The organism is Streptomyces sp. A2-16 (assembly GCF_018128905.1).
Classification (GTDB): Bacteria; Actinomycetota; Actinomycetes; order Streptomycetales; family Streptomycetaceae; genus Streptomyces.
This window is the reverse complement of record NZ_CP063808.1, coordinates 8,794,268-8,818,002: the sequence shown is the minus strand read 5'-3', so window position 1 is coordinate 8,818,002 and position 23,735 is coordinate 8,794,268. Positions and strand designations below refer to the sequence as shown.

The window sequence follows — 23,735 nt, the reverse complement described above, 5'->3', positions numbered from 1 at the left end:
CATGTCCGGAGACAGTGCCGCTTCGTCGCCCGGGCGGACCGGGGCGAGTGCGGGGCGGCCTGTCGGCAGGGCGAAGGCCGACTCCCGCTGGAGGCGGTTCTTCGAGGGCGGCCTGCTCCAGGGCGGAGTTCAGGGCAGCCCTGTCCTGAGGCTGTTCATGCGATGGGTGCGCCGGCCGCTGCTGCCCGTGATGCGGCTGTGGCGGCGCAACATCCAGCTCAAGGTCGTCGCCACGACCCTGCTGATGTCGCTCGGCGTGGTTCTCCTGCTGGGCTTCGTCGTGATCGGGCAGGTGCGCAACGGGCTCCTCGACGCCAAGGTGAAGGCCTCGCAGAGCCAGGCCACCGGAGGGTTCGCGGTGGCCAAGCAGAAGGCGGACGAGGCCGGTGCCGGGACCGACGACGCGGCCACGGCCGACGGCCAGTCCGACCAGTTCGTCATCGAGTGGATGAGCAACCTCGTCTACTCGCTGTCCAGCGGCGGCCAGGGCGCCTTCGACGTGGTGACCCTGCCCGTGGGCGGCGACAGCGGCAGCGGTCGGGGGCCGCGGGCCTCCGGCGACGTCGATCCGGCGGCCAGCGTTCCCGAGGCGTTGCGCGAGAAGGTCGACGACAGTACGGCGGCCGCCCAGAGCTACACCCGCATCGTCTACGACGCCGACGAGGAGTCCCAGCCCGCCCTCGTCATCGGCAAGCAGGTCAACGACCCCAACGGCGACCCGTACCAGCTGTACTACCTCTTCCCGCTCACCCAGGAGGAGAAGTCGCTCAGCCTGGTCAAGGGCACCCTGGCGACCGCCGGGCTCTTCGTCGTCGTACTCCTCGGAGCCATCGCCTGGCTCGTGGTGCGGCAGGTCGTCACGCCGGTGCGGATGGCGGCCGGGATCGCCGAGCGGCTGTCCGCCGGGCGGCTGCAGGAGCGGATGAAGGTCACCGGCGAGGACGACATCGCGCGGCTCGGTGAGGCCTTCAACAAGATGGCGCAGAACCTCCAGCTGAAGATCCAGCAGCTTGAGGACCTGTCGCGGATGCAGCGGCGGTTCGTGTCGGACGTGTCGCACGAGCTGCGGACGCCGCTGACGACCGTGCGGATGGCCGCCGACGTCATCCATGACGCGCGCGAGGACTTCGATCCGATGACCGCGCGGTCGGCCGAACTCCTTGCCGACCAGCTGGACCGGTTCGAGACGCTGCTCGCGGATCTGCTGGAGATCAGCCGGTTCGACGCGGGTGCGGCGGCGCTGGAGGCGGAGCCGATAGACCTCAGGGAGGTCGTGCGGCGGGTCGTCAGCGGCGCCGAGCCGCTCGCCGAGCGCAAGGGCACGACGGTGCGGATCGTGGGAGACCAGCAGCCCGTCGTCGCCGAGGCCGACGCCCGGCGGGTGGAGCGGGTGCTGCGCAATCTCGTCGTCAACGCCGTCGAGCACGGCGAGGGCAGGGATGTCGTGGTCAAGCTGGCCTCGGCGGGCGGGGCGGTCGCGATCGCGGTGCGCGACTACGGTGTCGGGCTCAAGCCCGGCGAGGCCACGCGCGTGTTCAGCCGCTTCTGGCGGGCCGACCCGGCACGCGCGCGTACCACCGGCGGTACGGGCCTCGGTCTGTCCATCGCCCTGGAGGACGCGCGGCTGCACGGCGGCTGGCTCCAGGCGTGGGGTGAGCCGGGTGGTGGCTCGCAGTTCCGGCTGACGTTGCCCAGGACGGCTGACGAGCCGCTGCGGGGCTCGCCGATACCGCTGGAGCCCAAGGACTCGCGTCGCAACCGCGGACTCGACGACGCCGGCCTGCCGCGCGGGGGCGCGGACAAGGCGGCCACCGTGCCGGTCCAGCCGAAGGGCGACCAGGTGATCTCCCGGGACCCGATAACACCCCGGGCGGCCGCGATGCCCCCTACCGCCGATCCGACGGCGCTGCCCGGCAACGGCGCGCGCGTGGTGCCCCGGCCGACGTCGAGTGCGCGACGGCCGGACGGCACGTCCGCAGGGGACGCGCCCGGCGGTGAGACCGCGGGCGGTCCGGACGCCGGGCCGCAGGAGTCGTACGAACAGCAGGGGGAGGCATTCCGTGGGCGCTGACCGCGAGGGTGGCGGCCGGCGTACGCCGGGGCGTGCGGCGGTGTACGCCGCCTGTGGAGTCGTACTGCTGGCGGGGTGTGCCTCCATGCCGGACAGCGGCGATCTGCGCGGGGTGGACTCCACACCGCGGCAGGACACGCAGGTACGGGTCTTCGCGATGCCACCGCAGGAGGACGCGGAGCCCACGGACATCGTGCAGGGCTTTCTCGAGGCACTGACCAGCGACGATCCGAACTACGAGACCGCCCGCAAGTACCTGACCGGGAGTGCGGCGAAGCAGTGGCAGCCCGGGTTGTCCACCACGGTGCTCGACGACGGACCCGGCGCCGACGTCCTGCGGCCCGCGGACCGGGAACAGGGCGACGACACGTCGTTCATGCTGTTCGGCACCAAGGTGGCCGTGGTGGACGGGCAGCAGTCGTATGCGCCCGCCTCCGGCGCCTACCGGGAGACCGTGCACCTGGTGCACGACAAGAAGACCAAGCAGTGGCGGATCGACAGCCTTCCGCAGGGTGTCGTCATGGGGAAGTCGGACTTCCAGCGCAACTACATGGCCGCCAACAAGTACTACTTCGCCTCGAACACCAGGGCGGTGACGGCTCCGGAGACCGTGGCGGTCGCCGATCCCGTGTATGTACGCGAGCGCGTGGACCCCATGACGCAGTTGGTGCGGTCCCTGCTCAACGGGCCGACGAGCTGGCTCGACCCTGTGGTCAGGACGAGTTTTCCCACCGGTACGGCCCTCAGGAAGGGCGTGTCCCTGGCGCCCGACGACCGGAACACGCTGACGGTGCCGCTCAACGCCAAGGCCAGGAACGTCGGTTCGGACCAGTGCAAGGCGATGGCGGCCCAGCTGCTGTTCACCCTGCAGAACCTCACCCCCGCCGTGGACGACGTCGACCTGCAGGCGGGCGGCAAGCAGTTGTGCTCCGCCACCGAGAGCGACGCCAACGGGGACGCCACGCGCGGCTCGGTCGAGAACCCCGAGTTCCTCTACTTCGTCAACGGCGAGCACCGGCTTGTACGGATCCCGGCCGAGCCGCAGGGCGGCGGTGCGAAGGCCGTGCCGGTGCCGGTGCCCGGGGCGCTGGGAGAGGGTGACAAGGACCTGAGGTCGGTGGCCGTGTCCCGGGACGAGCACACGGCGGCCGGTGTCAGCCTCGACGGAACCTCGCTGTACGTCGGATCGCTGGTGTCGGGCGGGTCGCTCGGGGAGCCGGTGCTGGTCAGCAGCGGCAAGACGGCCGAGGACCGGCTCACAACGCCGAGCTGGGACACCGAGGGCGACCTGTGGGTGGCCGACCGGAACCCCGCCGATGAGCGGCTGCTGCTGTTCAAGGAGGGCGCCGGCAAGCCGCTGGTGGTGGCGACTCCTGGGCTGGACGGGCGGATCAAGGATCTGCGGGTGGCCGCGGACGGGGTGCGGATCGCGCTCGTCGTGGAGAAGGGCGGCAAGCAGTCGCTGTTCGTCGGGCGGATCGAGCGCGAGGGCAGGACCGGGGATCCGCAGAGCGTCTCGGTGCGGGAGCTGCGCTCCACGACACCGGATCTGGAGGAGGTCACGACCATGTCGTGGGCCGGCGACAGCAGGCTCGTGGTGGTCGGGCGCGAACAGGGCGGTGTGCAGCAGACGCGTTACGTCCAGGTCGACGGGTCCACGCCGGAGGGGCCGCCGCCGGCCGCGCTCACCGGTGTGAAGGAGATCGCCGCGTCCGAGGACGACGAGATGCCGTTGGTGGCGTACTCGGAGGACGGGATCGTACGGCTGCCGTCCGGGGCGCAGTGGCAGAAGGTGGACGCGGACGGGACGGCGCCGGTCTATCCGGGATGACGTGATGACGTGAGGGACCGCGCTGTCGGAGCGGCCGCTTTTGCCGGGGTGAGTGAGGCTCTGGTGGGGGTGGCCGCCTTTTGTGAGGCGGGGTGTTCGCTGGGCGGGCACGGGGCGGATTCGTCGTACGAGGGTCGAGGCGCGGGCTTTGTTCGGCCGACCGGGCGCCTGTATCGGTTGGCTGTATGGGGCCGGTATTTGTGGTGGGAACTGTTGTTCGTTCCGGGGGTGGGGTTTTCCACAGGGAGTTATCCACAGGGGTGGCCGGTCAGGTTCGGCGTTGGCACAGTGGTGGGCATGCGGGGGTGGTGGCAGGACCTCACCGATCTGGTGCTGCCGGCCGAGTGCGGAGGCTGCGGGATGCCTCGCACGGTTCTCTGTCCGGAGTGCCGTGCCGCCCTGGACGGGGCCGCACCGAGCCGGGTGCGACCGGTGCCGGAGCCGCCCGGTCTGCCGGTCGTGCACGCGGCGGCTCGGTACGAGGACTCGGTACGGGCGGTGTTGCTCGCCCACAAGGAGAGGGGTGTGCTGGGCCTCGCGGGGCCGCTCGGGACGGCTCTGGCGGGGGCTGTGCGGGCGGGAGTGCGGGAGGCGTGCGGTGGCGGGTGGACGGGGGAGGAGTTCGGTGTGCCGGTGCTGCTCGTTCCCGTGCCGTCCGCGCGGCGGGCCGTTCGGGCTCGGGGGCATGATCCAGCGCGGCGGATCGCGCTCGCGGCGGCCCGGGAGCTGCGTCGGGCGGGGACTCCGGCGCGGGTGGTGGCCGCACTGCGGCAACGGCGAGGGGTTGCCGACCAGTCGGGGCTCAACTCCCGCCAGCGGCTCGACAATCTCGCCGGTGCGCTGACGGTGGTTCCGGGTGGCGGACGGCTCCTTGCCGAAGGGCTGGTCGTGCTCGTCGACGACCTGATGACCACGGGCGCGTCCCTGGCGGAGGCGGCGCGGGCCGTTCGTGAGGGGAGGGTGCGGGAGAACCCGGAGACGAGGGCTCGGGAGGATCGGGAGGCGAGCCTTCCAGAAGGCCGGGGCGCCAGCAGGCAGGACGACTTTGGGTGTTGCGGTGAACAGATGGCGGTGCGACACCGTGATCTACGGCAACAGGGGGTAGGAGGCCGCAATGGTGGTCGGCCGTCGGAGGGGGGTGCGTGGTCCGGTGAGTGTCGGTCGGAGGCGGGGGCTCGGCAAGGGCAGCGGCGGCAGGACCTGGGCGGACCCCGTGGTGGACGAGTGGTGGCTGGAAGCGGCGATGAGGGGTCGGGCCTCGTGTACACCGCTGCAACGCGGGAAAGCATGGGGGAACGGATGACTCCAGTGACGGAGGAGGACACGGCCCGGGAGCGCTGCATGGCGACAGCGGCGGACGCCGGTTGCGTCCGCGACGTGATCTGCGCGGCTGTGGTCGCGGCCTCGCCGGATTCTTTCGAAATAAACCGGAACTGACTGTGTAGTTGCATCGTTGCAGGTTACGAGAGGGTCAATTCACCTGAACGGAGGTACGCCGCAGTAGAGGGTGACGACATCCGTCCAGGCGAGATATGTTCGGTTGTGAGAGAAAGGCGCAGGCCACACCTCGCAAATCCGAATGCCGTGCCCGCGGGATTTCCACCATCACCCGCGACGGTGGAATGGAGATCTTGCCCGCGGGGGAGGAGGTGGAAGTCACCGAGTCCGAGGTTCCGGGGCTCACCGGAGCCTGGTGCAAAAGGGAGACGCTCCGCATCGAGGCGGAGCGATCCGGGAACGGAGTTCTGCGTGGACATCGTCGTCAAGGGCCGCAAGACCGAGGTGCCCGAGCGGTTCCGCAAGCACGTGGCCGAGAAGCTGAAGCTGGAGAAGATCCAGAAGCTCGATGGCAAGGTGATCAGCCTCGACGTCGAGGTGTCCAAGGAGCCGAACCCCCGACAGGCCGACCGTTGTGACCGAGTGGAGATCACGCTCCGCTCCCGCGGTCCGGTGATCCGGGCGGAAGCGGCAGCCAGCGACCCGTACGCGGCACTCGACCTGGCGGCGGAGAAGCTGGACGCGCGGCTGCGCAAGGAGCACGACAAGCGCCACACACGCAGGGGCGCACGGCGGCTCACGGCCGCTGAGGTCGCCGACCACGTTCCGGACGCGGCCACGCTCAACGGCAACGGCCATGTCGTCCACCAGGAAGAGTCGGACGGCGTACCCACCAAGAAGATCGGCTCGCTGGAGATCAAGGGTGAAGGCCCCCTCGTCGTCCGTGAGAAGACCCACGTCGCGTCCCCGATGACCCTCGACCAGGCGCTCTACGAGATGGAACTGGTCGGGCACGACTTCTATCTGTTCGTCGACTCCGAGACCAAGGAACCGAGTGTCGTCTACCGGCGGCACGCCTACGACTACGGCGTCATCCACCTGAGCACGGACCCGATGGTCGCCCGGGCGCACTCTCCCGCGGCCGGCGACACGACGGGCAGCTGACCCTCCCGGATGACAGCTGAGCCGGTGCCCCTGGAGCGCGTGTGCGCCCCCAGGGGCACCCGCGTGCGACCACTTCGCGACCCGCTCTGTCACCTCACTGTCGTCCGGGCATGAAATCATGGCCGCACCGGCCCAACCGGTGGGTCGTTGCCTTGGGTTGGCGATGGCACAGGATCAGCCACAGCCTTCAGGGGGAGGAATGATGGCGGACAGCTTCGGACCGCTGCACGGCGAGGATGCCGGCGACGGCGTCGTCGGCATGGACGCGGAAGCGGGCTCTGCACGCAAGGAGCCCATCCGGGTGCTTGTCGTGGACGACCATGCACTCTTCCGGCGTGGACTGGAGATCGTGCTCGCGGCCGAGGAGGACATCCAGGTCGTGGGGGAGGCGGGTGACGGCGCCGAGGCCGTGGACAAGGCCGCCGACCTGCTGCCGGACATCGTTCTGATGGATGTGCGGATGCCCAAGCGGGGCGGGATCGAGGCCTGCACCTCCATCAAGGAAGTGGCCCCCAGCGCGAAGATCATCATGCTGACGATCAGCGATGAGGAAGCCGACCTCTACGACGCGATCAAGGCGGGCGCGACCGGATATCTCCTGAAGGAGATCTCGACGGACGAGGTGGCCACCGCCATTCGCGCCGTCGCCGACGGGCAGTCGCAGATCAGCCCGTCCATGGCGTCGAAACTGCTCACCGAGTTCAAATCCATGATCCAGCGGACCGATGAGCGTCGGCTGGTGCCGGCTCCGCGGCTGACGGATCGGGAGCTCGAAGTCCTCAAGCTCGTCGCCACGGGTATGAACAACCGCGATATCGCGAAGGAGTTGTTCATCTCCGAGAACACCGTGAAGAACCATGTGCGCAACATCCTGGAGAAGCTGCAGCTGCACTCCAGGATGGAGGCCGTCGTCTACGCGATGCGCGAGAAGATCCTAGAGATCCGCTAGTTCCTTCACGAGGGGTGCGTGGAGTTCGGGAGCGTCCACCCGATCGACCCGAATGCCCGTGCAGTCCACCCAGCTCGCCGCTTCGGCAAGGGCCTGGGCCACCGCCGGGACCGCCTTCGGGCCGTCCAGGGTGACCTGCCTGGCCACCAGCGTGGTTCCCTCCCGGGCCGGGTCCACGCGGCCTACCAGACGGCCACCGGCCAGCACCGGCATCGCGAAATAGCCGTGAATCCGCTTGGGCTTGGGGACGTAGGCCTCCAGGCGGTGGGTGAAGCCGAAGATCCGCTCCGTACGCGCGCGTTCCCAGATCAGGGAGTCGAACGGGGACAACAGGGTGGTGCGGTGGCGGCCGCGCGGGGGCGTCTCCAAGGCCGCGGGGTCGGCCCAGGCGGGCTTGCCCCAGCCCTCGACCGCGACCGGCACGAGGCCAGAGTCGGCGATCACGGCGTCGACCTGCTCGCCCTTGAGGCGGTGGTAGTCGGCGATGTCCGCGCGGGTGCCGACACCCAGGGACTGCCCGGCGAGACGGACCAGACGGCGCAGGCACTCGGCGTCGTCCAGCTCGTCGTGGAGCAGATCGGCTGGGATGGCGCGCTCGGCGAGGTCGTACACGCGTTTCCAGCCGCGGCGCTCCACGCAGACCACCTCGCCGTACATCAGCGCGCGCTCGACGGCGACCTTGGTGCCGGACCAGTCCCACCACTCGCTGGTCTTCTTCGCGCCGCCCAGTTCCGTGGCGGTGAGGGGGCCTTCGGTGCGCAGCTGCTTGATGACCTGGTCGTAGGTGCCGTCCGGGAGCTGGTGGTTCCAGTGCGGGCGGCCGCGGTAGGCGCGTCGGCGGAAGGCGAAGTGGGGCCACTCCTCGATCGGGAGGATGCACGCCGCGTGCGACCAGTACTCGAAGGCATGGGGCCGTGCCGGAGACGCGCCGAGGGGAGCAGTGGTCCAGTAGGCGTTCTCCACCGTCCTGCGGCCCACCGCGCCGAGACGGGCGTACGGGATCAGCTCGTGGGACCGGGCGAGGACCGAGATGGTGTCGAGCTGGACCGCGCCGAGGTGACGCAGGACGCCGCGGACTCCGGCCCGGCGGTCGGGGGTGCCGAGGAAGCCCTGGGCACGCAGCGCGATGCGGCGTGCCTCGTCGGCCGAGAGGTCGGTGGTGGGAGGCGGGGTCGTCATGGATCAGAAGATAGGGCCCGGCACTGACAACGCGAGATGATCTGCGGATCTACCCGGAGGCGGGGAGGTACTGCGCCGTCGACGGCAGGCCAAGGTCCGAGGGCAGCAGCGCGCCCACCCAGCAGTCCCGGCGCACGCCCTGGTGGACCATGCCGGAGCGCAGGACGCCCTCGACGACGAAGCCGGCGCGCTCCGCCACCGCGCGGGACGGCTGGTTGCCCACTTCCGCGCGCCATTCCACACGGTCGATGGGCAACGTGAAGGCCCAGCGGGAGGCGGCGAGCACGGCCTCGGTGACGTAGCCGTTGCCGCGGTGTTCCTTGGTGGCCCAGTAGCCGATCTCGGCCATGCCCCCCGAACGCATGGACAGACCCAGCATGCCCACCAGGTCCTCCCCTTCGGGGAGGAAGATGCCCCAGGTGAACATCGTGTCGTTCGCCCAGCCTTCCGGGACCAGTTGCTCCGTGAAGCCCTGGGCGTGCTCGACCAGGTAGGGCGAGGGGATCGTGGTCCAGCGCAGGATGTCCGGGTCCTGCACGGCCGCGAGGACCGTCTCGGTGTCCCGCGGGGTGGGCGTGCGCAGCAGGAGACGGTCTGTGGTCAGGGTGACGTGTTCCATCAGCCGATTCTGCTCGGGTGTTCGGTGGTGGCGCCATGTTTTTGCTGTGAGTGAGCGGGTGATCACAATTCGCGCAATTCGTGAGCGTGCCGCGGCACCATCGGCGTTCCCCGTCCGTTGTCCCCTTTGAAACAGATTTGAAAGAGCTGACAGTCGGCGTACCCGGCAGGCCTCCCGACGCGGTGGTGTCCTCGCATACGATGGCCGTTGCTCAGCAAGCCAAATGGAAACCGACCGTCCCAGGCCCGACCGGCAAGGAGACCAACCCCCGTGTCCGTCCTCTCGAAGATCATGCGTGCAGGCGAAGGCAAGATCCTGCGCAAGCTGCACCGCATCGCGGACCAGGTCAACTCCATCGAAGAGGACTTCGTCGACCTCTCCGACGCCGAGCTGCGGGCCCTCACCGAGGAGTACAAGCAGCGGTACGCCGACGGTGAGAGCCTGGACGACCTGCTCCCCGAGGCGTTCGCCACCGTCCGCGAGGCCGCCAAGCGCGCGCTCGGTCAGCGCCACTACGACGTGCAGATCATGGGCGGCGCCGCCCTCCACCTCGGCTACGTGGCCGAGATGAAGACCGGTGAGGGCAAGACCCTCGTCGGCACGCTGCCCGCGTACCTGAACGCGCTGTCCGGCAAGGGCGTCCACCTGATCACGGTCAACGACTACCTGGCCGAGCGCGACTCCGAGATGATGGGCCGCGTCCACAAGTTCCTGGGCCTCGAGGTCGGTTGCATCCTCGCGAACATGACGCCGGCCCAGCGCCGCGCGCAGTACGCCTGCGACATCACGTACGGCACGAACAACGAGTTCGGCTTCGACTACCTGCGCGACAACATGGCGTGGTCCAAGGACGAACTCGTCCAGCGCGGCCACAACTTCGCCATCGTCGACGAGGTCGACTCCATCCTCGTCGACGAGGCCCGTACGCCGCTGATCATCTCCGGCCCGGCCGACCAGGCCACCAAGTGGTACGGCGACTTCGCCAAGCTGGTCCTGCGCCTGAAGAAGGGCGAGGCGGGCAACCCGCTCAAGGGCATCGAGGAGACCGGCGACTACGAGGTCGACGAGAAGAAGCGCACGGTCGCCATCCACGAGTCCGGTGTCAGCAAGGTCGAGGACTGGCTGGGCATCGACAACCTCTACGAGTCGGTGAACACCCCTCTGGTGGGCTACCTCAACAACGCCATCAAGGCGAAGGAGCTCTTCAAGAAGGACAAGGACTACGTCGTCATGGACGGCGAAGTCATGATCGTCGACGAGCACACCGGCCGTATCCTCGCCGGCCGCCGCTACAACGAGGGCATGCACCAGGCGATCGAGGCGAAGGAAGGGGTGGACATCAAGGACGAGAACCAGACCCTCGCCACGATCACCCTCCAGAACTTCTTCCGCCTGTACAAGCGCCACGACCACAACGGCAAGGAACAGCCCGGTCTGTGCGGCATGACCGGTACGGCGATGACCGAGGCCGCCGAGTTCCACCAGATCTACAAGCTCGGCGTCGTCCCGATCCCGACCAACCGGCCCATGGTCCGCAAGGACCAGTCGGACCTGATCTACCGCACCGAGGTCGCGAAGTTCGAGGCGGTCGTCGACGACATCGTCGAGAAGCACGAGAAGGGCCAGCCGATCCTCGTCGGTACGACGTCGGTCGAGAAGTCCGAGTACCTCTCCCAGCAGCTCAGCAAGCGCGGCGTCCAGCACGAGGTGCTGAACGCCAAGCAGCACGACCGTGAGGCGACGATCGTCGCCCAGGCCGGCCGCAAGGGCGCCGTCACCGTCGCCACCAACATGGCTGGCCGTGGTACCGACATCAAGCTCGGCGGCAACCCCGAAGACCTCGCCGAGGCGGAGCTGCGCCAGCGCGGCCTCGACCCCGAGGAGCACATCGAGGAGTGGGCCGCGGCCCTGCCCGCCGCCCTGGAGAAGGCCGAGCAGGCGGTCAAGGCGGAGTTCGAGGAGGTCAAGGAGCTCGGCGGGCTCTACGTCCTCGGTACCGAGCGGCACGAGTCGCGCCGTATCGACAACCAGCTGCGCGGTCGTTCCGGCCGACAGGGCGACCCCGGCGAGTCCCGCTTCTACCTCTCCCTGGGCGACGACCTGATGCGCTTGTTCAAGGCCCAGATGGTCGAGCGCGTGATGTCGATGGCGAACGTCCCGGACGACGTCCCGATCGAGAACAAGATGGTCACGCGCGCGATCGCGTCCGCGCAGTCGCAGGTCGAGCAGCAGAACTTCGAGACCCGTAAGAACGTCCTGAAGTACGACGAGGTCCTCAACCGCCAGCGCGAGGTCATCTACGGCGAGCGGCGCCGCGTCCTGGAGGGCGAGGACCTGCAGGAGCAGGTCGTGCACTTCATGGACGACACGATCGACGCGTACATCGCGGCGGAGACCGCCGAGGGCTTCGCGGAGGACTGGGACCTCGACCGGCTGTGGGGCGCGTTCAAGCAGCTCTACCCGGTGAAGATCACCGTCGAGGAGCTGGAGGAGGCTGCGGGCGACCGCGCGGGCCTGACCGCCGAGTACATCTCCGAGTCCATCAAGGACGACATCCACGAGCAGTACGAGGCGCGTGAGGCGCAGCTCGGCTCCGAGATCATGCGTGAGCTGGAGCGCCGGGTCGTGCTGTCGGTCCTGGACCGCAAGTGGCGCGAGCACCTCTACGAGATGGACTACCTCCAGGAGGGCATCGGCCTGCGCGCGATGGCCCAGAAGGACCCGCTGGTCGAGTACCAGCGCGAGGGCTTCGACATGTTCACCGCCATGATGGAGGGCATCAAGGAGGAGTCCGTCGGCTACCTGTTCAACCTGGAGGTCCAGGTCGAGCAGCAGGTCGAGGAGGTCCCGGTCGAGGACGAGAAGCCGTCCCTCGCCAAGCAGGACGCGGTCCCGGCCCAGGGCGGCTCGCGTCCCGAGATCCGCGCGAAGGGGCTCGACGCCCCGCAGCGCAGGGACCTGCACTTCTCCGCGCCGACCGTGGACGGCGAGGGCGGTGTCATCGAGGGCGAGTTCTCCGACGACGACGAGCCCGTGCGCTCCGAGGCGGACGGCCTCACGCGCGCGGAGCGTCGCAAGCAGTCCCGTGCTCGGGGGCGGCGCAAGAAGTAGTGCCTACGGTGCGAGGGGCGCTGTTGCGGATCGACGTGACGGCGCCTGTCGCGCCGGGCGGATCGACGTGACGGCGCCCGGAGCGCCGTAGCGAACGAAGGGCCGGTCACCTGCGGGTGGCCGGCCCTTCGGCGTGAGAGCGACGCGCGGGCTTCTCCGGGCCTGTCAGTCGTCGTCCGGACGGGGAGCCCGGGGGCCGCCCAGTTCGACCGCGGTGCACCGCCAGCGGAGGTCCTGGCCCTGTTCCAGGCGGAAGGCCATGGCACGCAGCTGGTCACCGGCGCCGATGCGGGCGAAGGCCTCCACGGCGCCCTGGCGGGGGACGTAGTAGCCGATGTCCCGGACGACAGGGCGGGTGCCGCGGGTGCGCAGGGGGCCGCGCTCGGCGAGCCGCGCCAGCTCGTCGTAGGCACGCCCCGCGGTGTGCCGGAGCATCGAGTGGACGGGGCGCTGGCCGCTCAGGACCGCGAGGAGGAGATCGGCGAAGAGATCGGTGGGGCGGGGCTGGGGGACGGGCTGGAGGGCCGCTGGGCGGCGCGGGGTCTGGGCTGGGACGACCGGGGTGAGTGCGGGGGCGGGGCGGGGGCCGGCGGGTGAGGGGGCGGGGGTTGTGGTGGTGCTGTGCATGCTGGTGGCGCTGCCGCTCGGGCCGGTGGGTGCGGTGCTCGTGCCGGTGGTCGCAGTGTCGGCCGAGGCGGTGATGTGCGTGCCCGTGGTGTTCGTGCCGGCCGAGGCGGTGATGTGCGTGCCCGTGGTGTTCGTGCCGGCCGAGGCGGTGCTGCCGCTGCCTGCCGTCTTCGTGGCCACCGAAGCAGTGCCGCGCGTGCCCGTGGGGGTGGTGCCGTTCGTCGTGGCGCGTCGTGGGGCTGTCGTGGTCGTCTCGGGTCGGCCCGGGGTGCCGTGCGGGCGGCTGTCCGCGGGGCCCGTGCGGGTGCGGGAGCTGTTGGGGGAGCCCGGCGGGCGGCCGTCGCCGGGGGCCGTGCGAGGCGTGCTGCCGCCGGGGGCTCGGGGCGGTGTGCCGCCCGGGCGGCGGGAGTCACGGCGGGCCGGCGGGCGGGTGCCGGGGTGGTGCTGGGCCCTGGTCATGACCTTGTTCATGGGATCCCCGTTCTGCGGGCCCGGCGAGTACCGGGCAGTAACTTCTCGTTGGGGATCTTGTACGGGGCCGCGGGCCGCTGCGGCAAGGAAGCGGCGGGCCGGGTCGGGCGGCCGGAATGTTCACCTATCAGGGTGATCTGAGGGGGTGGCGGCCCGTGGCTGCGGGGGCGGGGAGGGTGAATTCCGGGACCGGGGTGGACGCCCGAGGGGGTCTGGGCGGGGACTCGAAAGGGGACGCCCGCACGTATCCTGAAGGCCGTCGCGGAGCCCCTCCGATGATGTTCTCCGACCACGAAAGCGGCCAGCCATGCGCGTCTACGTCCCCCTGACCCTCTCCGGTCTCGCCGAGGCGTACAAGACGGGTGAGCTGGGGCCCGGACCGCTCCTCGCCTACGCCGTCACGCCCGGCCTGCGCGAGTGGTACCTCTCCGACGACATCGAGGAGCTGGAGTACGCGGCGCTGAACCGGGCCGCGCTGGCATCGCTGCGGCTGCTCGCCGCGGACGCCGGTGCGGTGCGGCGCCGGGTCGTGGTGGCCGTCGACGTGGCCGACGGGGCGGCGGCCGCCGATCCCGACCGGGCTCTGGATCCCGCCGCGCTGGGTGAGGTGAAGGTCGCCGGGACGGTGAGGCTGGCCAAGGCGGCCGCGGTGCACGTCGACGCGGACGACGCGGTGGAGGACGTCACCGCCGCCGTGGACGCGCTGAAGGCGGCGGACGCCGGGGACGACGACGCGCAGTTCGTCGTGGACGGCGCCGAGGACCACGAGCTGCTGTGGTACGCGACGCAGGAGATCCCGAACCTGGTGGGTCTGGGCGGCTGAGCCTGTTCTCCTGCGTGCCGGGTCATGTCTTTACCCGCTGTGACCTGCTCGTCTCATGATTGTCAGTGGGGGCGGGTACGTTTTTGGCATGGGGAAGCTGACAGGGGCGCACATCGTCTGGGACTGGAACGGCACGCTGTTCCACGACAATGACGCGATCATCGGGGCGACGAACGCGGCGTTCGGCGAGCTGGGGCTCGCGCCGATCACGATGGAGCAGTACCGGGCGCTGTACTGCGTGCCGGTGCCGAAGTTCTACGAGCGACTGCTCGGCCGGCTGCCCACCGACGCGGAGTGGGAGGTCATGGACGAGACCTTCCACCGGTACTACGCCGAGCACCGGGTCGGGTGCGGGCTCACCGACGGGGCGGTGGAGCTGCTCACCGGGTGGCGGTCGGCCGGGCGCAGCCAGTCGATCCTCAGCATGTACGTGCACGACGAGCTGGTCCCGCTGGTGCGGGGGTTCGGGATCGAGGCGCACTTCCTGAGGGTGGAGGGGCGGACCGGACCGTCCGGCGGCAGCAAGGCGGAGCACATGGAGCGGCATCTCGCCGCGCTGGCGGGAGTGGACGCGACTCGGACCGTGGTGATCGGGGACGCCGCGGACGACGCGGTGGCCGCGATGCGGGTGGGGGCACGGGCCGTGCTCTACACCGGCGGGTCGCACAGTCGGGCCAGCCTCGAGGGGGTGGGGGTGCCCGTGGTGGACACCTTGGCCGAGGCGGTCGCGGAGGCCGAGCGAATAGCCGCGTGACGGTTCGCGTCAGCCCCGCGACCCCGGAAGGGCGGTATACGCGCCTCGTCGGCTAGGTCACCGGCGCCTTCGCCCTCAGCACTGTCAGGAACTCCCTCATCCAGCCCGGGTGGTCCGGCCAGGCGCGGGAGGAGACCAGGGTGCCGTCGACGACCACCTCGGTGTCCTGGAAGGCCGCGCCCGCGGACTGCATGTCCGGTTCCAGGGCCGGATAGGCCGTGACCCGGCGGCCGCGGAGGCTGTCGATCGCCGCGGTGAGCAGGGGGCCGTGGCAGATCTGGGCGACCGGCTTGTCCGCGTCGAAGAAGGACTTGAGGATCTTGCGGAGCTCGGGGTCGTTGCGCAGGTACTCGGGGGCGCGGCCGCCGGGGATGACGAGCGCGGCGTACTGGCCGGGGTCGACCTCGGCGAAGGCCAGGTCGGCGGGCCAGGTGTAGCCGGGTTTCTCGGTGTAGGTGTCGAAGCCGGGTTCGAAGTCGTGGACGACGAACCGGAGCTGCTTGCGGGCAGGGGCTGCGATGTGGACGTCGTAGCCCTCCTCGCGGAGGCGCTGGTAGGGGTACAGGACCTCCAGTGACTCTGCTGCGTCACCGGTGACGATGAGGATTTTTGCGGTCATGTCGGCAAAGTGCACCGACAGGACGCACTTGCCAAGAGGGCGCGCGAAGGGGAGGGAGGAAGGTCATGGCCTGGATGCGGCGCAGACACTGTGCAGAGTGTCAAAGTTCCACCCCTGGTTTTGTACACATACGGCTCATGACGGGCCCCCTGTGAGGAGCGATAGCCTTGGTGGCGTGATCAGCGCGATAGTTCGCGGGGGCATTGTGGCTCCCGCCCCGCGCCCGGTGAGCACGGAACACCTCCGTGGCCGGGCGGCGGCCGCTGGTCCTCGCGGGCGGGACGGGGCCGTAGGGGCCCTCATGACGCCGAGCACACCCTCGTCACCGGCGCGGCAGAGAGCAGCGTCACACCTGGCGGGCGTGTCGAGAATGGCTGATATCCCCCCGCTCATCTCACCTTGCGGCATAGCGTCGGAGCAGACCGGAGACCCCGGGCCGTGGCGTCGAGCCGCAGGGGAAGAGGCCGTACTTCCTTCTACGTCACGCAACGGCGCGCGACAGGAGTCAGAGGACAATGCAGACCAAGCTGGACGAAGCCAAGGCCGAGCTGCTCGAGAGGGCCGCGCGGGTAGCTGAGAACAGCCCGGCCGGGGGGCACCTACCGACTGGGACGACGGACGAGGGCACCCCCCGCACCCCGGACACCCCGGACAGCGAGACCGTGCTCGCGTTCCTCCAGCGCTACTACCTGCACACGGCCCCGGAAGACCTCGCCGACCGCGACCCGGTCGACATCTACGGAGCCGCTCTCTCCCACTTCCGGCTGGGCGAGACGCGCCCGCAGGGCACGGCCAACGTGCGGGTGCACACGCCCACCGTGGAGGAGAACGGCTGGACGTGCACCCACTCGGTCGTCGAGGTCGTCACCGACGACATGCCCTTCCTCGTCGACTCAGTCACCAACGAGCTGACCCGGCAGGGACGCGGCATCCACGTCGTCATCCACCCCCAGGTCGTCGTCCGCCGCGACGTCACCGGCAAGCTGATCGAGGTTCTCACCGCCCCGCCCTCCGCCGGCGACCTCCCGCACGACGCGCACACCGAGTCCTGGATCCACGTCGAGATCGACCGTGAGACCGACCGCGGCGACCTGAAGCAGATCACCGCCGACCTGCTGCGTGTCCTGTCCGACGTCCGGGAGGCCGTCGAGGACTGGGAGAAGATGCGGGACGCGGCCCTGCGGATGGCCGACGAACTGCCCGCCGAGCCCATCGCCACCGACCTGCGCGACATGGAGATCGAGGAGGCCCGCGAGCTGCTGCGCTGGCTGGCCGACGACCACTTCACCTTCCTCGGCTACCGCGAGTACCAGCTCAGGGCGGACGACTCGCTCGCGGCCGTCCCCGGCACCGGTCTCGGCATACTGCGATCCGACCCGCACCACGCCGGCGAGGAGGGCCACCCCGTCAGCCCGTCCTTCGAGCGGCTGCCAGCCGACGCCCGCGCGAAGGCGCGTGAGCACAAGCTGCTCGTGCTGACCAAGGCGAACAGCCGGGCGACGGTGCACAGGCCGTCGTACCTCGACTACATCGGCGTCAAGAAGTTCGACACTGACGGCAATGTCGTCGGCGAGCGGCGTTTCCTCGGCCTGTTCTCTTCCGCCGCCTACACCGAATCCGTGCGCCGGGTTCCGGTCATTCGGCGCAAGGTGGACGAGGTGCTCGAAAGGGCCGGTTTCTCGCCCAACAGCCACGACGGCCGCGACCTGCTCCAGATCCTGGAGACCTACCCGCGCGACGAACTCTTCCAGACCCCGGCCGACGAGCTGGAGTCCATCGCCACCTCCGTCCTGTACCTCCAGGAACGGCGGAGGCTGCGCCTCTACCTGCGCCAGGACGAGTACGGCCGCTACTACTCGGCCCTCGTCTACCTGCCCCGCGACCGCTACACCACCGGCGTCCGCCTCAGGATCATCGACATCCTGAAGGAGGAACTCGACGGCATCAGCGTCGACTTCACGGCCTGGAACACCGAGTCGATCCTGTCCCGGCTGCACTTCGTGGTCCGCGTCCCGCAGGGCACCGAGCTGCCGCAGCTCAGCGACGGCGACAAGGAGCGCATCGAGGCCCGCCTGGTCGAGGCCGCCCGCTCCTGGGCCGACGGCTGGGCCGAGGCGCTCAACGCCGAACTCGGCGAGGAGCACGCCGCCGAGCTGGCGCGCCGCTACGGCAACTCCTTCCCCGAGGGCTACAAGGCCGACCACACCCCGCGCTCCGCGGTCGCCGACCTGGTCCACCTGGAGCGGCTCACCGAGGAGAACTCCTTCGCGCTCAGCCTGTACGAGCCGGTGGGCGCGGCCCCCGAGGAGCGCCGCTTCAAGATCTACCGCAAGGGCGACGCCATCTCCCTGTCCGCCGTCCTGCCGGTCCTCAACCGGCTCGGCGTCGAGGTCATGGACGAGCGGCCCTACGAACTGCGCTGCTCGGACCGCAGCGTCGCCTGGATCTACGACTTCGGCCTGCGCATGCCCAAGTCGCAGAACGGCGGCAGCGACTACCTGGGCGACGACGGCCGCGAGCGCTTCCAGGAGGCCTTCTCCGCCACCTGGACCGGCAAGGCGGAGAACGACGGCTTCAACGCCCTGGTGCTGAGCGCCGGTCTGAACTGGCGCCAGGCGATGGTGCTGCGGGCGTACGCCAAGTACCTGCGCCAGGCGGGCTCGACGTTCAGCCAGGACTACATGGAGGACACCCTCCGCAACAACGTCCACACCACCCGGCTGCTCGTCTCCCTGTTCGAGGCGCGGATGTCGCCGGACCGCCAGCGCGCCGGCCACGAACTCGTCGACGCCCTCCTGGAGGAGCTCGACGCGGCGCTCGACCAGGTCGCCTCCCTGGACGAGGACAGGATCCTGCGCTCCTTCCTCACCGTCATCAAGGCGACCCTGCGCACCAACTTCTTCCAGGAGGCCGCGGGCGGCAACCCGCACGACTACGTCTCCATGAAGTTCGACCCCCAGGCCATCCCCGACCTCCCGGCCCCGCGCCCGGCGTTCGAGATCTGGGTGTACTCGCCGCGCGTCGAAGGCGTGCACCTGCGCTTCGGAAAGGTCGCGCGCGGCGGGCTGCGCTGGTCCGACCGGCGTGAGGACTTCCGCACCGAGATCCTCGGCCTGGTCAAGGCCCAGATGGTGAAGAACACCGTCATCGTGCCGGTCGGCGCCAAGGGCGGCTTCGTCGCCAAGCAGCTGCCCGACCCGTCCGTCGACCGGGACGCGTGGCTGGCCGAGGGCATCGCCAGCTACAAGATGTTCATCTCGGCCCTGCTCGACATCACCGACAACATGGTCGCCGGTGAAGTCGTCCCGCCCGCCGACGTCGTACGTCACGACGAGGACGACACCTACCTCGTCGTCGCCGCCGACAAGGGCACCGCGACCTTCTCCGACATCGCCAACGGGGTCGCGGAGTCGTACAACTTCTGGCTCGGCGACGCCTTCGCCTCCGGTGGCTCCGCCGGCTACGACCACAAGGGCATGGGCATCACCGCCCGCGGCGCCTGGGAGTCCGTCAAGCGGCACTTCCGCGAACTGGACCTCGACACCCAGTCCGAGGACTTCACCGTCGTCGGCATCGGCGACATGTCCGGTGACGTGTTCGGCAACGGCATGCTGCTGAGCGAGCACATCCGCCTGGTCGCCGCCTTCGACCACCGGCACATCTTCATCGACCCGAAGCCCGACGCGGCCACCTCCTACGCCGAGCGCCGCCGCATCTTCGACCTCCCGCGCTCCAGCTGGGCCGACTACAACACCGAGCTGATCTCCACGGGCGGCGGCGTCTTCCCCCGTACCGCCAAGTCCATCCCGGTCAACGCCCACGTCCGCGAGGCCCTCGGCATCGAGGACAAGGTCACCAAGATGACCCCGGCCGACCTGATGAAGGCGATCCTCAAGGCGCCGGTGGACCTGCTGTGGAACGGCGGCATCGGCACGTACGTGAAGGCGTCCACCGAAACCCACGCGGACGTCGGCGACAAGGCCAACGACACGATCCGCGTCGACGGCGGCGACCTGCGCGTGCGGGTCGTCGGCGAGGGCGGCAACCTGGGCCTGACCCAGCTCGGCCGGATCGAGTTCGCGCTGCACGGTGGCAAGATCAACACCGACGCCATCGACAACAGCGCGGGCGTGGACACCTCCGACCACGAGGTGAACATCAAGATCCTGCTCAACGGCCTGGTCACCGACGGCGACATGACCGTCAAGCAGCGCAACAAGCAGCTCGCCGAGATGACCGACGAGGTCGGCCACCTGGTCCTGCGCAACAACTACGCGCAGAACATCGCGATCGCCAACGCGCTGGCTCAGTCCAAGGACATGCTCCACGCCCAGCAGCGGTACCTGCGCCACCTGGTGCGCGAGGGACTCCTGGACCGGGCCCTGGAGTTCCTGCCCACCGACCGCCAGATCCGCGAACGCCTCGGCGCCGCACAGGGCCTGACCGGCCCGGAGACGGCCGTGCTGCTGGCGTACACGAAGATCACGGTCGCCGACGAGCTCCTGCACACCTCCCTGCCGGACGACCCGTACCTGCGCACGCTGCTGCACGCGTACTTCCCGTCCGCGCTGCGCGAGAAGTTTCCCGAGCACATCGAGAACCACCCGCTGCACCGCGAGATCACCACGACCGTCCTGGTCAACGACACGGTCAACACCGGTGGTACGACCTACCTGCACCGCCTGCGCGAGGAGACCGGCGCCTCTCTGGAGGAGATCGTCCGGGCGCAGACCGTGGCCCGCGCGATCTTCCGCTCCGGCGTCGTCTGGGACGGGGTCGAGTCGCTCGACAACAAGGTCGAGGCCGCCGTACTCACCCGGATCCGCCTGCACTCGCGGCGCCTCGTCGAGCGCGGCACGCGCTGGCTGCTCAACAACCGGCCGCAGCCGCTCCAGCTCACCGAGACCGTCGAGTTCTTCGCCGACCGTGTCGAACAGGTGTGGTCGCAGCTGCCGAAGCTGCTGCGCGGCGCCGACCTGGAGTGGTACCAGAAGATCTACGACGAGCTGAGCGGCTCCGGCGTCCCGGACGAACTCGCCACACGCGTGGCCGGGTTCTCCTCCGCCTTCCCGACGCTGGACATCGTCTCGGTCGCCGACCGCATGGGCCGCGACCCGATGGATGTCGCCGAGGTGTACTACGACCTCGCCGACCGCCTCCACATCACCCAGCTCATGGACCGCATCATCGAGCTGCCCCGCGCCGACCGCTGGCAGTCCATGGCCCGCGCCTCCATCCGCGAGGACCTCTACGCGGCCCACTCGGCGCTGACCGCGGACGTCCTGGCGGTCGGCAACGGCACCTCGACGCCCGAACAGCGCTTCAAGGCATGGGAGGAGAAGAACGCCCCGATCCTCAGCCGCGCACGCACCACCCTGGAGGAGATCCAGAGCTCGGACGCGTTCGACCTGGCCAACCTGTCGGTCGCGATGCGCACGATGAGGACACTGCTGCGGCAGCACTCGTAATCGGTACGACGTGATCGATACGGCGTAGGCATACGACGACGAGGGCGCCCCGGGCCGGATGGCTCGGGGCGCCCTCGCTCGTGCGGTCAGCCGCCGGGACGGAGGCTCAGGCGGCGACCTTCGGCTGCGCCTTCGCCTTGTCCGGGCCGCCCGTGAAGTCCTCGTAGGCCGCCAGGACCTCGTCGGTGGGGCCGTCCATGCGCAGTTCGCCGCGCTCCAGCCACAGCACCCGGTCGCAGGTGTCACGGATCGACTTGTTGCTGTGGCTGACCAGGAACACCGTGCCCGCGTGCTTGCGGAGCTCACGAATGCGATCCTCGGAGCGCTTCTGGAAGGAACGGTCACCGGTGGCCAGGGCCTCGTCGATGAGCAGGACGTCGTGGTCCTTGGCCGCGGCGATGGAGAAGCGCAGCCGGGCCGCCATGCCGGAGGAGTAGGTGCGCATCGGGAGGGTGATGAAGTCGCCCTTCTCGTTGATGCCGGAGAAGTCGACGATCTCCTGATAGCGGTCCCTGACCTGCTCGCGGGACATGCCCATCGCGAGGCCGCCGAGATGGACGTTGCGCTCGCCGGTGAGGTCGTTCATCAGCGCCGCGTTGACGCCGAGGAGGGAGGGCTGGCCGTCGGTGTAGATACGGCCGTTCTCCACTGGGAGCAGGCCCGCGACCGCCTTGAGCAGGGTCGACTTGCCGGAACCGTTGGTGCCGATCAGCCCGATCGCCTCGCCCCTGTACGCGACGAACGACACGTTCTTGACGGCGTGCACCTTGCGTACGCCCGCCGCCTTCTCGGCCTGACCCCGGCGCAGCATGCGGTTGAGGGCGGCGGTCGCCGAGCCCTTGCCCGCGCCGGTGCCGTTGACGCGGTAGACGATGTCGACGCCGTCGACCACGACGGTGGGGATCTGGTCGTTCGCGATGTCAGCCACGGCCGTACGTCTCCTCAGCCTTCCAGAAGTAGATGAAGCCGCCGACGCCGGCGACCAGCGCCCAGCCCACCGCGATCGCCCACACGTGGTGCGGCAGCTGGCTGGCGTGGAAGCTGTCGATCAGGGAGTAGCGCATCAGGTCGATGTAGACGGCGGCCGGGTTGGCCTGGAGGACGGGCACCACCCAGGACGGCCAGTCGTGGTGGCCCTTGGCCAGCTTGTCGATGCTCCACATCACGCCCGAGACGTACATCCAGGTGCGCAGGACGAACGGCATCAGCTGCGCGATGTCCGGCGTCTTGGCGCCCATCCGCGCCATGATCATCGAGACGCCCGCGTTGAAGACCGACTGCAGGACCAGCGCCGGGACCGCCAGCAGCCAGGACGCGGCGAGCGGGACACCGAAGCAGAGCAGGATCACGACCAGGGCGGCCATCGAGAACAGCAGCTGCTGGAGCTGCTGGAGGGCGAACGAGATCGGCAGCGCGGCCCGCGGGAAGTGCAGTGCGCGCACGAGGCCCAGGTTGCCGGAGATCGCGCGGGTGCCCGCCATGATCGAGCTCTGCGTGAACGTCCAGATGAACACGCCCGTGACCAGGAACGGGACGTAGTCCGGCACATTCCTCTTGGTGCCCAGCAGCACACCGAAGATGAAGTAGTACACCGCCGCGTTCAACAGCGGGGTCATCACCTGCCAGACCTGGCCCAGCTTCGCCTGGCTGTACTGCGCGGTGAGCTTGGCGGTCGAGAACGCGGTGATGAAGTGACGCCGTGCCCACAGCTGGCGGACGTACACGGGCAGTGAGGGGCGGGCGCCGCTGACCGCGAGGCCGTGCCGGGCGGCCAGGGCCGAGAGGTCGCCTTCGGCCGGGGGCGCTGTCGGGGGCGGTGTGTCGAGGACCTGGCTCACATCCGCTGCTTTCACTCGGGGGGTGGGGGTGGTGCGCGTGCGGCCGGCGTGCCCGTCATCCTCCGTTTCCTTACGTGACTCTTCACGTTTTCTTACGTCGGGACGGGACCGTATCGTCGCAACGTGAGCGTAGGACGAGTGAGCGTCGGAACGCAACCGTTTCGTCGTCACGGATTACGTCGGGACGCGACCGTATCGTCGCGACGCGCACGTCGCGGTGGGCCGCGTCACGACGAAACCGCCTCGTCGCCACGACTCGCGTCGGAACGGGACCGTTTCGTCGCTACGCCCTATGCTGGTCCGCATGACGACCAACGCCGACGCGCCGCAGACCCGTCCGCGCCGCCGTGCCCCGGCAGGAGCCGCCGTACTCCGTGAGGATGTGACGGAAGCCATTCGGGCCGCCGTCTTCGAGGAGCTCGCGGCCGTCGGCTACGCGCGGATGTCGATCGAGGGAATCGCGCGCCGCGCGGGCGTCGGCAAGACCGCGGTCTACCGCCGTTGGCGTTCCAAGCTGCACCTGGTCCTCGATGTCGTCTCGGAGATCGCGGTGATGGGCCTGCCGGTGCCGGACACGGGCTCGTTGGAGGACGATCTGCGGATGCTGTACGAGGTGACCTCCCGGGCGTTGCGGCATCCGGTGGCCTCGCAGATCATCCCGGACCTGCAGGCCGAGGCGGCCCGCAACCCCGAGATCGCGGAGGCTCTGCAGAACGCGTTGCAGAAGGGCCAGGAGGGTGTGGCCAGCAACATCATCACGGCGGCCGAGCGGCGCGGGGAGCTCCGCGCGGGCTTCAACGACGAGCTGGCCCTGGATCTGATCTCCGGCCCTCTGTACTGGCGCTCGGTGGTGATCCGCAGCCCGAAGCTGCCGAAGGGGTATCTCGCGGCGCTGGCCCGGGCGACGACGGAAGCCTTGAAGGCGCTCTGACC

Annotated in this window: 15 protein-coding genes and 1 pseudogene; 10 read left to right on the top strand and 6 right to left on the bottom strand. The window is 69.6% G+C overall.

Features of this window, described 5'->3' with window-relative positions; genetic code table 11:
• The first annotated feature begins 1 nt into the window (after window position 1).
• The 5 genes and pseudogenes from mtrB to IOD14_RS39500 all read left to right on the top strand — a co-directional run bounded on the left by mtrB (window position 2) and on the right by IOD14_RS39500 (window position 7,293).
• Window positions 2-2,071 (top strand): MtrAB system histidine kinase MtrB, encoded by a 2,070-nt coding sequence (gene mtrB, locus IOD14_RS39515; RefSeq protein WP_123989693.1) that lies wholly within the window; start codon window positions 2-4, stop codon window positions 2,069-2,071.
• Window positions 2,061-3,902: an LpqB family beta-propeller domain-containing protein gene (locus IOD14_RS39510; protein WP_123989692.1), complete on the top strand. Its 1,842-nt coding sequence runs from the start codon at window positions 2,061-2,063 to the stop codon at window positions 3,900-3,902. Before mtrB ends, IOD14_RS39510 begins: the two co-directional genes overlap by 11 nt.
• Window positions 3,903-4,199: 297 nt before the next feature.
• Window positions 4,200-4,853: pseudogene (locus IOD14_RS44655) on the top strand (ComF family protein); the annotation flags it as partial.
• Window positions 4,854-5,651: 798 nt separating this feature from the next.
• Window positions 5,652-6,344: a ribosome-associated translation inhibitor RaiA gene (raiA, locus tag IOD14_RS39505; protein ID WP_123989690.1), complete on the top strand. Its 693-nt coding sequence runs from the start codon at window positions 5,652-5,654 to the stop codon at window positions 6,342-6,344.
• 202 nt (window positions 6,345-6,546) lie between these two features.
• Complete coding sequence (locus IOD14_RS39500) at window positions 6,547-7,293, top strand: response regulator transcription factor (RefSeq protein WP_123992675.1); 747 nt, start codon at window positions 6,547-6,549, stop codon at window positions 7,291-7,293.
• Here the strand turns inward: IOD14_RS39500 and IOD14_RS39495 are convergent.
• Together IOD14_RS39495 and IOD14_RS39490 are read right to left on the bottom strand one after the other, a co-directional pair.
• Window positions 7,279-8,472: a crosslink repair DNA glycosylase YcaQ family protein gene (locus IOD14_RS39495; RefSeq protein ID WP_212672812.1), complete on the bottom strand. Its 1,194-nt coding sequence runs from the start codon at window positions 8,470-8,472 to the stop codon at window positions 7,279-7,281. The genes IOD14_RS39500 and IOD14_RS39495 overlap by 15 nt on opposite strands.
• A gap of 49 nt (window positions 8,473-8,521) precedes the next feature.
• On the bottom strand, window positions 8,522-9,091 hold the full coding sequence (locus IOD14_RS39490; RefSeq protein ID WP_212672811.1) for a GNAT family protein: 570 nt from the start codon (window positions 9,089-9,091) through the stop codon (window positions 8,522-8,524).
• A 270-nt stretch (window positions 9,092-9,361) separates the two neighbouring features.
• Here IOD14_RS39490 and secA point away from each other — a divergent pair, with 270 nt between their 5' ends.
• A complete protein-coding gene (gene secA / locus IOD14_RS39485) occupies window positions 9,362-12,202 on the top strand; it encodes a preprotein translocase subunit SecA (RefSeq protein WP_123989687.1) in 2,841 nt (946 codons plus the stop codon).
• A 165-nt stretch (window positions 12,203-12,367) separates the two neighbouring features.
• On the opposite strand, the gene IOD14_RS39480 is transcribed toward secA, so the two are convergent.
• The gene (locus IOD14_RS39480; protein WP_212672810.1) at window positions 12,368-13,300 is read right to left on the bottom strand and encodes an Rv3235 family protein; all 933 of its coding nucleotides are present in this window, start codon (window positions 13,298-13,300) and stop codon (window positions 12,368-12,370) included.
• A 307-nt stretch (window positions 13,301-13,607) separates the two neighbouring features.
• On the opposite strand from IOD14_RS39480, the gene IOD14_RS39475 reads away from it, so the two are divergent.
• Together IOD14_RS39475 and IOD14_RS39470 are read left to right on the top strand one after the other, a co-directional pair.
• Window positions 13,608-14,123 (top strand): hypothetical protein, encoded by a 516-nt coding sequence (locus IOD14_RS39475; RefSeq protein ID WP_123989685.1) that lies wholly within the window; start codon window positions 13,608-13,610, stop codon window positions 14,121-14,123.
• A gap of 88 nt (window positions 14,124-14,211) precedes the next feature.
• Window positions 14,212-14,877: an HAD hydrolase-like protein gene (locus tag IOD14_RS39470; protein ID WP_123989684.1), complete on the top strand. Its 666-nt coding sequence runs from the start codon at window positions 14,212-14,214 to the stop codon at window positions 14,875-14,877.
• Window positions 14,878-14,929: 52 nt separating this feature from the next.
• Here IOD14_RS39470 and IOD14_RS39465 read toward each other — a convergent pair whose 3' ends face one another.
• Window positions 14,930-15,496 carry a DJ-1/PfpI family protein gene (locus IOD14_RS39465; RefSeq protein WP_212672809.1) on the bottom strand — a complete coding sequence of 189 codons (567 nt, stop codon included), beginning with the start codon at window positions 15,494-15,496 and terminating at the stop codon, window positions 14,930-14,932.
• Window positions 15,497-16,011: 515 nt separating this feature from the next.
• Here IOD14_RS39465 and IOD14_RS39460 point away from each other — a divergent pair.
• Window positions 16,012-20,964: an NAD-glutamate dehydrogenase gene (locus IOD14_RS39460; protein WP_123989682.1), complete on the top strand. Its 4,953-nt coding sequence runs from the start codon at window positions 16,012-16,014 to the stop codon at window positions 20,962-20,964.
• 106 nt (window positions 20,965-21,070) lie between these two features.
• Here IOD14_RS39460 and IOD14_RS39455 read toward each other — a convergent pair whose 3' ends face one another.
• Window positions 21,071-21,892 (bottom strand): ABC transporter ATP-binding protein, encoded by an 822-nt coding sequence (locus tag IOD14_RS39455; RefSeq protein WP_123989681.1) that lies wholly within the window; start codon window positions 21,890-21,892, stop codon window positions 21,071-21,073.
• Complete coding sequence (locus tag IOD14_RS39450) at window positions 21,885-22,802, bottom strand: ABC transporter permease (protein WP_212672808.1); 918 nt, start codon at window positions 22,800-22,802, stop codon at window positions 21,885-21,887. Before IOD14_RS39450 ends, IOD14_RS39455 begins: the two co-directional genes overlap by 8 nt.
• Before the next feature lie 292 nt (window positions 22,803-23,094).
• Here IOD14_RS39450 and IOD14_RS39445 point away from each other — a divergent pair, with 292 nt between their 5' ends.
• Complete coding sequence (locus IOD14_RS39445) at window positions 23,095-23,733, top strand: TetR/AcrR family transcriptional regulator (RefSeq protein ID WP_174269149.1); 639 nt, start codon at window positions 23,095-23,097, stop codon at window positions 23,731-23,733.
• Window positions 23,734-23,735: the final 2 nt, after the last annotated feature.

Bases quoted from the DNA above. Each gene is read 5' to 3' on its own strand.
- mtrB (WP_123989693.1), top strand. From the start codon at position 2: ATGTCCGGAGACAGTGCCGCTTCGTCGCCCGGGCGGACCGGGGCGAGT.
- IOD14_RS39500 (WP_123992675.1), top strand. From the start codon at position 6,547: ATGGCGGACAGCTTCGGACCGCTGCACGGCGAGGATGCCGGCGACGGC.
- IOD14_RS39495 (WP_212672812.1), bottom strand. From the start codon at position 8,472: ATGACGACCCCGCCTCCCACCACCGACCTCTCGGCCGACGAGGCACGC.
- IOD14_RS39490 (WP_212672811.1), bottom strand. From the start codon at position 9,091: ATGGAACACGTCACCCTGACCACAGACCGTCTCCTGCTGCGCACGCCC.
- IOD14_RS39480 (WP_212672810.1), bottom strand. From the start codon at position 13,300: ATGAACAAGGTCATGACCAGGGCCCAGCACCACCCCGGCACCCGCCCG.
- IOD14_RS39475 (WP_123989685.1), top strand. From the start codon at position 13,608: ATGCGCGTCTACGTCCCCCTGACCCTCTCCGGTCTCGCCGAGGCGTAC.
- IOD14_RS39470 (WP_123989684.1), top strand. From the start codon at position 14,212: ATGGGGAAGCTGACAGGGGCGCACATCGTCTGGGACTGGAACGGCACG.
- IOD14_RS39465 (WP_212672809.1), bottom strand. From the start codon at position 15,496: ATGACCGCAAAAATCCTCATCGTCACCGGTGACGCAGCAGAGTCACTG.
- IOD14_RS39460 (WP_123989682.1), top strand. From the start codon at position 16,012: ATGCAGACCAAGCTGGACGAAGCCAAGGCCGAGCTGCTCGAGAGGGCC.
- IOD14_RS39445 (WP_174269149.1), top strand. From the start codon at position 23,095: ATGCTGGTCCGCATGACGACCAACGCCGACGCGCCGCAGACCCGTCCG.